We start from the raw sequence: 6,938 nt of genomic DNA on the forward strand, positions 1-6,938 counted from the left end.
CCCTCAATGTGTGCGGTGTGGAATGCCCGCGCGGCGGCGGCGAGCTCGCCTGCGAGATCCGGCTGGCGCATGCGTGTGACTGTTGAGCGGACTTCGGCAAGCGATGTGCGCGACAGAGCGGTGATGGCCTCGAGTTCGGCAGCGGCGGCATCGGGGTTGGTGTGGACCAAACGCCGCGCGACTTCAGATTTGAGCGAGATGACCGTCAGCGAATGGCCCAGCACGTCGTGGACATCGCGGGCGATGGAGTCGCGCTGCTGGCTGAGCTCAATTTCCTGGTTGAGCTGGGCTCGTTCCTGGGAGAACCTGCTGAGTTGAACAACGCAGCAGACAACGACGGCCCAAAACAGGGCATCGATGGGTAAGATGAGACCGCTTTCCGGAGCCAAGAAATGACTAATGGTAACTATTGTTGCGCCGAGCACGCCAATGCTGAGGATGGCGGGGATGATGGGCAGCATCCAACTGAGCAATGCTGCGACAAATGGCAGGAATGCGCTGGCGCCGTTTCCCACAAGCGGGATGGAGAGCAGGCCGAACGCTGCGACTATGCACAGGGCAAGTATGTTGCGAGCTCGTTGCAACCAGCCGCGAGGATAGTAGTGAAGTGAGCCCCAGATGAAGATGTACACCAGCGCAAAGCTGACAATCAGCGCAGTTATCTGAGCGACCTTTTCGGCGACGAAACCGAAGAAGACGAAGGGTAAAACCACAATCCAGATGCCAGCCGACAGTGCGGAGTAGACATGGAATCCCTGGAAGGGATGGCTGAAGCTGCGTCGCAAAGTGGTTGTCATAGATGCCTAGGCGGTCTCGGTCGGTGGCAGAGGGAAGTTGGTCTAGTTAGTCACAGGTTAGATGGAGGCGATGGCTATCGCTTGGGTTTGCTATCTAGCCGTGTTTCGCCGCGTTATTTACAGCCGCGACTTCTCGCGCTTGTTCAGATATATGCAGAAGCCGATTAGCAGGATGCTCCACACTGCAACATTGACAATGGGCACCCACAGTGGCTCGGTGTAGAGTCCTGCACCAGTATCCGTGCTGGGAGTAAGACCTGCGGTCAGCGGATACCTCGACAGAGTCACAGAACCGAACAGCGGCGTGAAGCGGCTGATTGCCAGCAACGTGCCCTGCATCGGGATAAAGAGGTTGCCGAGGTAAGACAGCACGACAATCGAGCCAGACGCGATACTGAGCGCTGACGGCTTCGGCAGCAGCAGTGCCCAGGCATAGCCGTAGAAACCAAACGGCAGACAGGTTACAACACAGAGAATGAAGCTGACAATCCAGGCCCGTGGCTCCATCTCGGCGCCGATGACGAGGCCGAGAAGATACATTGCCGCAATCGGCAACACTGCGGCGAAGAGCACCAGAATTGCCTGGCTTAGTACAATACGCGACGTCGACATTGGTGTCAGCGCAAGCTGGCGACCCCATCCCGTGGTTTGCTCCATAATCGTTTGTCCGGCGCTGGCCACCGCTGCTGTGACGCCGCCGTAAATAGCCATGCCAATCATCACGTAGGCGGTGACATTGCCGTGAGGGAAGGCATCGCCGCCGCGGTCGAGCGAGGCACCGAACACCAGAAAGAACAAGATGGGCAGGCCGATGGAGAAGAACAGGTTCGACCAGTCGGACAGATAGCGTTTGATCTGAATGGCGATGTATGTCGACAGGCCGTGGGATTCGGTTAGCTTTGTTGCGCTGGTACCAGCAGTCGCGCCGGGTATGTCGGACGAAGTTTCAGTCGCGGTGTACGTCATGGCAATCCTTTCCAGTTATTTCCTTTAGTTCCCAGCAGCCACGGCGACATCGGGCGTGGCATCAGCTGCAACATCTGCGTCACGCTGCATAGAAATGAAAATGTCATCAAGCTTCGCGCGCTGGACCGTGAAGTCGGTCGCATCCGTCTCCGTTACCAAGTGACGAAGCAGTGAGTCCGAATCCCGTGTCCGCAGCCGCACGCGCCTACTGGTCCCGGCCGGTTCCCCAGCAGCGCTACTCAACCAGGTGACCTCATCGACCTCAGTGCGCTCTGAAAGCTCCGGTGCCGCACCCGGAAAATTAGCCTCAACCAGCACTGATTTACTCAGCGCAAGCATGCTCGGCGTATCCAAGTCCGCCATGATACGCCCCTTGTGCAGCATGATGATTCGCTTCGAAAAATCCTCCGCCTCATCCATGTAATGCGTGGTGAACAACACCGTCGTGCCACGCTCCGCCCGGGCATGAATATCCGCCCAAAAATTGCGCCGCGCACTCGGATCCATCCCCGCTGTCGGCTCATCCAACACAATCAACTCCGGATCACCGAGCAGGGCCAACGCAAACTTCAATCGCTGCTGCTCACCGCCCGAGCACTTACCGACTTTCCGCTTCAGCAAGGGTTCCAGCCGCGCTTGCTTTACGACGTCCGCCAACGCCACATGCTCCGAATAGCCACTGGCAATCATCTTGAGTGTGTCCTCGACCGTTACGTCGGGAAGCAAACCGCCCGTCTGCAAGATAGCGCCGACCTGCTGAGCATTGACCGCGTTCCTGGATGATTGGCCGTTGACTTCGATGCGGCCGGCGGTGGGTGTGGTCAGGCCGAGGATGAGATCGATAAGTGTGGTTTTGCCTGCGCCGTTTTCACCGAGGATGGCGACGACCTCACCGCGGCGGACGGTGGCGCTGACATCATCGAGTGCGGTTACTTGGCCTTTGCTGAATTGCTTGGTGATATTGGAGAACTCGAGAATTACGTCCGGATTCATAGTTCCAAGTTCAGCGCGGATTAGAGGTATGGACGTATAGGTGGTGTCACGAATTGCCCATGACAGGTGTCATTGCTTATTTGCGTAGCCAACCGTTGGATTCCATTCCCAAACTTTCTGGCTGGCAGGCCATCCTGGTTTATAGTCCACGCGGGGACGGCGCTTTTGTACCCATCGGATTGCCTGCTCGATCTCGTCGAGGACGCTGTCGAGGTTCCAATTGATGCATGAGTCTGTGAACCGCAGGACTATCCAGCCGTGCAGCGTGCCGGAGTTGGTCTTCCAGCGATCTGTGATGAACGAGTCCACGTTGGCGTGGTACTTCTCTGAGTCGACTTCGATGGCTATTTTCCACTGGTCAAGCAGGATGTCGAAGCAGTAGGGGCCAATGTACTGGTTCATTCGGAAGCGGTACCCGCGTTTGATTAGTGGGCGGGCCAGCTTGCGCTCGAGTTCACTGCATGCGCCAATCGGCGTGGTGGCGATGGTTTCACGCAGCCATGCGGGGACTTTCCGCATCCGGCTGAGGTCGTGGTTGAGGCGTCGATGGCCGTCGCGGCCGGCGTAGTGCGTTTCCAGTATTCTGCGTGCATAGTCTTTTGAAGCTCGTGCTGCCCAGAGCGCTTCGACAACTGGGAGGTCATTGATGCTGGTGTAGGCCGGCAGACGGCTGTGCCTAATGGAGAAGGTCTCGGCCTGAACTGATCCCGCGCCCTCTGCCTGGATAGGAAATGTCAGGGGAAGTCTCAAGTGGATTTGGGCTGCGCTTTTGCCGCTTAGTGCAATGTTTTTGTAATGCCCCGTGATTGCCTGGGCGACTGAGTCGGGAGAGTGGTCGTCAATGTAGAGGCCACGTACTAATTTAGTTAGCCTGCCTTGTTGCAGGAGGGCTTTGGTCTTTTTCTCTCCGATGCCGAGTGCACGTAACTCGGCCGTGGTGAAACTTCCCATGGTCGGGACTTTAAGCTTTTTCGGCCCAGGGGATTCTCTGTGTGAGAGGCTCCGCGTCCAATCTGTGGACAACTTTCAGGGTGTGGATAACCCAGGCCTCCCGCAGCCGCAGCCTCGCAGCCTTGCAGCCGCAGCCTTGCAGCCGCATCCTGGCAGCCGCAGCCGTGGACCATCGATAAGACGGCTTGCGCTTCACCAGGAGCCAGTCGCTGCGCACTAAGGGCCAGCTGGTGAAGCGGAACCCCGCCTGCGGTACCTGTGCCGCCTGTACCGTCTGCGCTGGCGCCAAAGCCCTACAGCCGCCCCAAACCTCAGGGGAGCGGGCATAACCAGCCCATGTAAAGCAGCCTTCGCTACGCTGGGAACTATGGCATTTGCAGCAGAGCAACCCGTCCTCGCGCACTCGGAGTTCCGTCCCGTCGGTGAAGTCGAGCGCGCTGAGGGAACCTTCGAGGTCATCAGCGAGTTCGAGCCCTCGGGCGACCAGCCGCAGGCAATCGCGGAACTATCGGAACGCCTGGACAGAGGCGAGCGTGAGGTTGTCCTGATGGGTGCCACGGGTACCGGTAAGTCAGCCACCGCGGCGTGGCTGATCGAAAAGGTGCAGCGGCCAACCCTGGTCATGGCGCCGAACAAGACACTGGCGGCTCAGCTGGCCAATGAGCTCCGCAGCCTGCTGCCAAACAACGCGGTCGAGTACTTCGTTTCGTACTACGACTACTACCAACCCGAGGCCTACATCGCGCAGACCGATACCTATATTGAAAAAGATTCCTCCATCAACGAGGACGTGGAGCGCCTGCGCCACTCGGCTACTTCAGCGCTGTTGTCGCGTCGCGACGTAGTCGTCGTCAGCTCTGTTTCGTGCATCTATGGCCTGGGTACCCCGCAGTCCTACCTCGACCGTTCGGTGTGGCTGAAGGAGGGCGAGGAAGTCGATCGCGACCAGTTCCTGCGCCTTTTGGTGGACATTCAGTACGCCCGCAATGACATTGCCTTTACCCGCGGCACCTTCCGAGTAAAAGGTGACGTGGTCGACATCATCCCGGCCTACGAAGAAAAGGCCGTGCGGGTGGAGTTCTTCGGCGACGAGATTGATTCGCTGTACTACCTCAATCCGGTCACAGGCGATGTCATCGACCAAGTCCCTGAGCTGCGCATTTTCCCTGCTACGCACTACGTCGCCGGCCCGGAGCGCATGGAACGCGCCGTCGCGGACATCAAGGCCGAACTCGCCGAACGCCTGGCGGATCTGGAAAACCGCGGCAAGTTGCTGGAAGCACAGCGCCTGCGCATGCGCACGGAGTACGACCTCGAAATGATTGAGCAGGTCGGCTTCTGCTCCGGCATCGAGAACTACTCGCGCCACATCGATGGCCGCGCGCCGGGCTCGGCCCCCGCGACACTCATCGATTACTTCCCGGAGGACTTCCTTACCATCATCGATGAGTCGCACGTCACCGTGCCGCAAATTGGCGGCATGTTCGAAGGTGACGCTTCCCGTAAGCGCAACCTCGTCGACTTCGGTTTCCGCCTCCCTTCGGCGCTGGATAACCGCCCGCTGACGTTCGACGAATTCGATGCCCGAGTGGGCCAGGTCGTGTTCATGTCCGCAACGCCGGGTGACTATGAGCTCGAGAAGGCGGGTGGCGAGTATGTGGAGCAGGTCATTCGTCCGACAGGGCTGGTGGACCCCAAGATCGTCGTTAAGCCAACTGAGGGGCAGATCGATGATCTGATCGGCGAGATCCGAAAGCGCACCGAGCGTGACGAGCGTGTTCTCGTGACCACCCTGACGAAGAAGATGGCGGAGGACCTGACCGACTACCTGCTCGAAAATGGAGTGCAGGTGCGGTACATGCACTCGGATGTGGATACGCTCAAGCGCGTTGAGCTGCTGCGACAGTTGCGTCTCGGTGAGTACGACGTGCTGGTCGGCATTAACCTGCTGCGCGAGGGGCTGGACCTGCCCGAGGTTTCGCTGGTGGCAATCCTCGACGCCGACAAGGAGGGGTTCCTGCGTTCGGAGCGCTCGTTGATTCAGACGATTGGTCGTGCCGCGCGAAACGTCTCCGGCGAGGTGCACATGTACGCCGACAAGATCACCGATTCCATGCGGTTCGCCATCGACGAGACGGAGCGCCGCCGTGAAAAGCAGATCGCGTACAACACCGAGCATGGCATCGATCCTCAGCCGCTGCGTAAGAAGATCGCGGACATTCTGGATCAGGTCTATGACAACGCCGACACCGATTACGAAGGCAAGACCGGTGCGGCCGCTGATGCGCTGCTCTCGCGTGCCGACGGCTCGGGCGCGGCCGATGGTGCTAGCGGTAAGCAAATGCCGCGGGCTGAGCTGGAGGCGCTTATCGCGGATCTGTCGGAGCAGATGGCCGCGGCTGCGCGCGAGTTGAAGTTCGAGCTTGCGGGGCGCTTGCGCGATGAGATTTTCGACCTCAAGAAGGAACTTAAGGGGATGATTGAGGCCGGTGTCGAGTAGTTTTTTGCTACTGTTGTGGGAAGTAAAACAGTGTATTCGCGAAAGTGCCTCTGGCCAGTGGGTTCGGGGCAACGACGGCGTTACGCACGATGAACTGTTTTAATGCAACTTCCACAGTGAGGGATAGTTTTCATGAGTGATTACAAGACCATTGTTGTCGGCACGGATGGTTCTAAGTCGTCGCTGCTCGCAGTAGAGCGCGCTGCCTCGATTGCCGCTGCTTTCGATGCCACTTTGGTTATCGGCTGCGCTTACTACGAGACTGCAGAGGATGCGTCCAAGACCCTGCGCCAGGATTCGGTTCAGGTCCTCGGCGATGACCCGGCTCAGAAGAACCTGGCTGCTGCTAAGGAGGCCGCAGAGGCCGTCGGCGCTACCAAGGTTGAGACCGAGGTTCGCTCCGGCTCCCCGGTTGAGGCTCTGATGTCCCTGGTCACCGACCGTCGCGCTGACCTGCTGGTGGTTGGTAACCGTGGTATTAACTCGCTGACTGGTCGTCTGCTGGGCTCCGTGCCGGCTGATGTTGCTCGTCAGTCGGACTGTGACGTCATGATTGTTCACACTGTGAGCTAATAAAACCGTGAGCTAACAAAACGTGAGTTAGCAAAACCGTGAGCTAACAAAACAGTGAGCTATAGCAGTTTAGCTTTCGTTTTAAACCGGCACCTCTGGGTTGAGGTGCCGGTTTTTCCTATTGTCGGCCGGTGATAATCCCTTCTTCAACTACAAAA

At 58.5% G+C, this 6,938-nt stretch carries 6 protein-coding genes; 2 read left to right on the top strand and 4 right to left on the bottom strand.

Going from position 1 to position 6,938, the window contains the following annotated elements; all coding sequences use genetic code 11:
* From CORAM0001_RS10640 to CORAM0001_RS10655, 4 genes are all read right to left on the bottom strand, one after another.
* The coding region (locus CORAM0001_RS10640) for a sensor histidine kinase (RefSeq protein ID WP_040361989.1) at positions 1–797 on the bottom strand (797 nt) is incomplete at its 3' end.
* Positions 798–914: 117 nt separating this feature from the next.
* Positions 915–1,763: an ABC transporter permease gene (locus CORAM0001_RS10645; RefSeq protein ID WP_005511993.1), complete on the bottom strand. Its 849-nt coding sequence runs from the start codon at positions 1,761–1,763 to the stop codon at positions 915–917.
* 24 nt (positions 1,764–1,787) lie between these two features.
* Entirely contained in the window at positions 1,788–2,756 is a 969-nt protein-coding gene (locus CORAM0001_RS10650) for an ABC transporter ATP-binding protein (RefSeq protein WP_005511996.1), read from the bottom strand.
* A 69-nt stretch (positions 2,757–2,825) separates the two neighbouring features.
* Complete coding sequence (locus tag CORAM0001_RS10655) at positions 2,826–3,707, bottom strand: DUF559 domain-containing protein (RefSeq protein WP_005511991.1); 882 nt, start codon at positions 3,705–3,707, stop codon at positions 2,826–2,828.
* Between the two features lie 367 nt (positions 3,708–4,074).
* On the opposite strand from CORAM0001_RS10655, the gene uvrB reads away from it, so the two are divergent.
* Both uvrB and CORAM0001_RS10670 read left to right on the top strand, forming a co-directional pair.
* Complete coding sequence (uvrB, locus tag CORAM0001_RS10665) at positions 4,075–6,207, top strand: excinuclease ABC subunit UvrB (protein WP_005511997.1); 2,133 nt, start codon at positions 4,075–4,077, stop codon at positions 6,205–6,207.
* A gap of 132 nt (positions 6,208–6,339) precedes the next feature.
* On the top strand, positions 6,340–6,780 hold the full coding sequence (locus CORAM0001_RS10670; RefSeq protein ID WP_005511992.1) for a universal stress protein: 441 nt from the start codon (positions 6,340–6,342) through the stop codon (positions 6,778–6,780).
* The last annotated feature ends 158 nt before the right edge of the window (positions 6,781–6,938 follow it).

Source organism: Corynebacterium amycolatum SK46 (genome assembly GCF_000173655.1).
Lineage (GTDB): Bacteria > Actinomycetota > Actinomycetes > Mycobacteriales > Mycobacteriaceae > Corynebacterium > Corynebacterium amycolatum_A.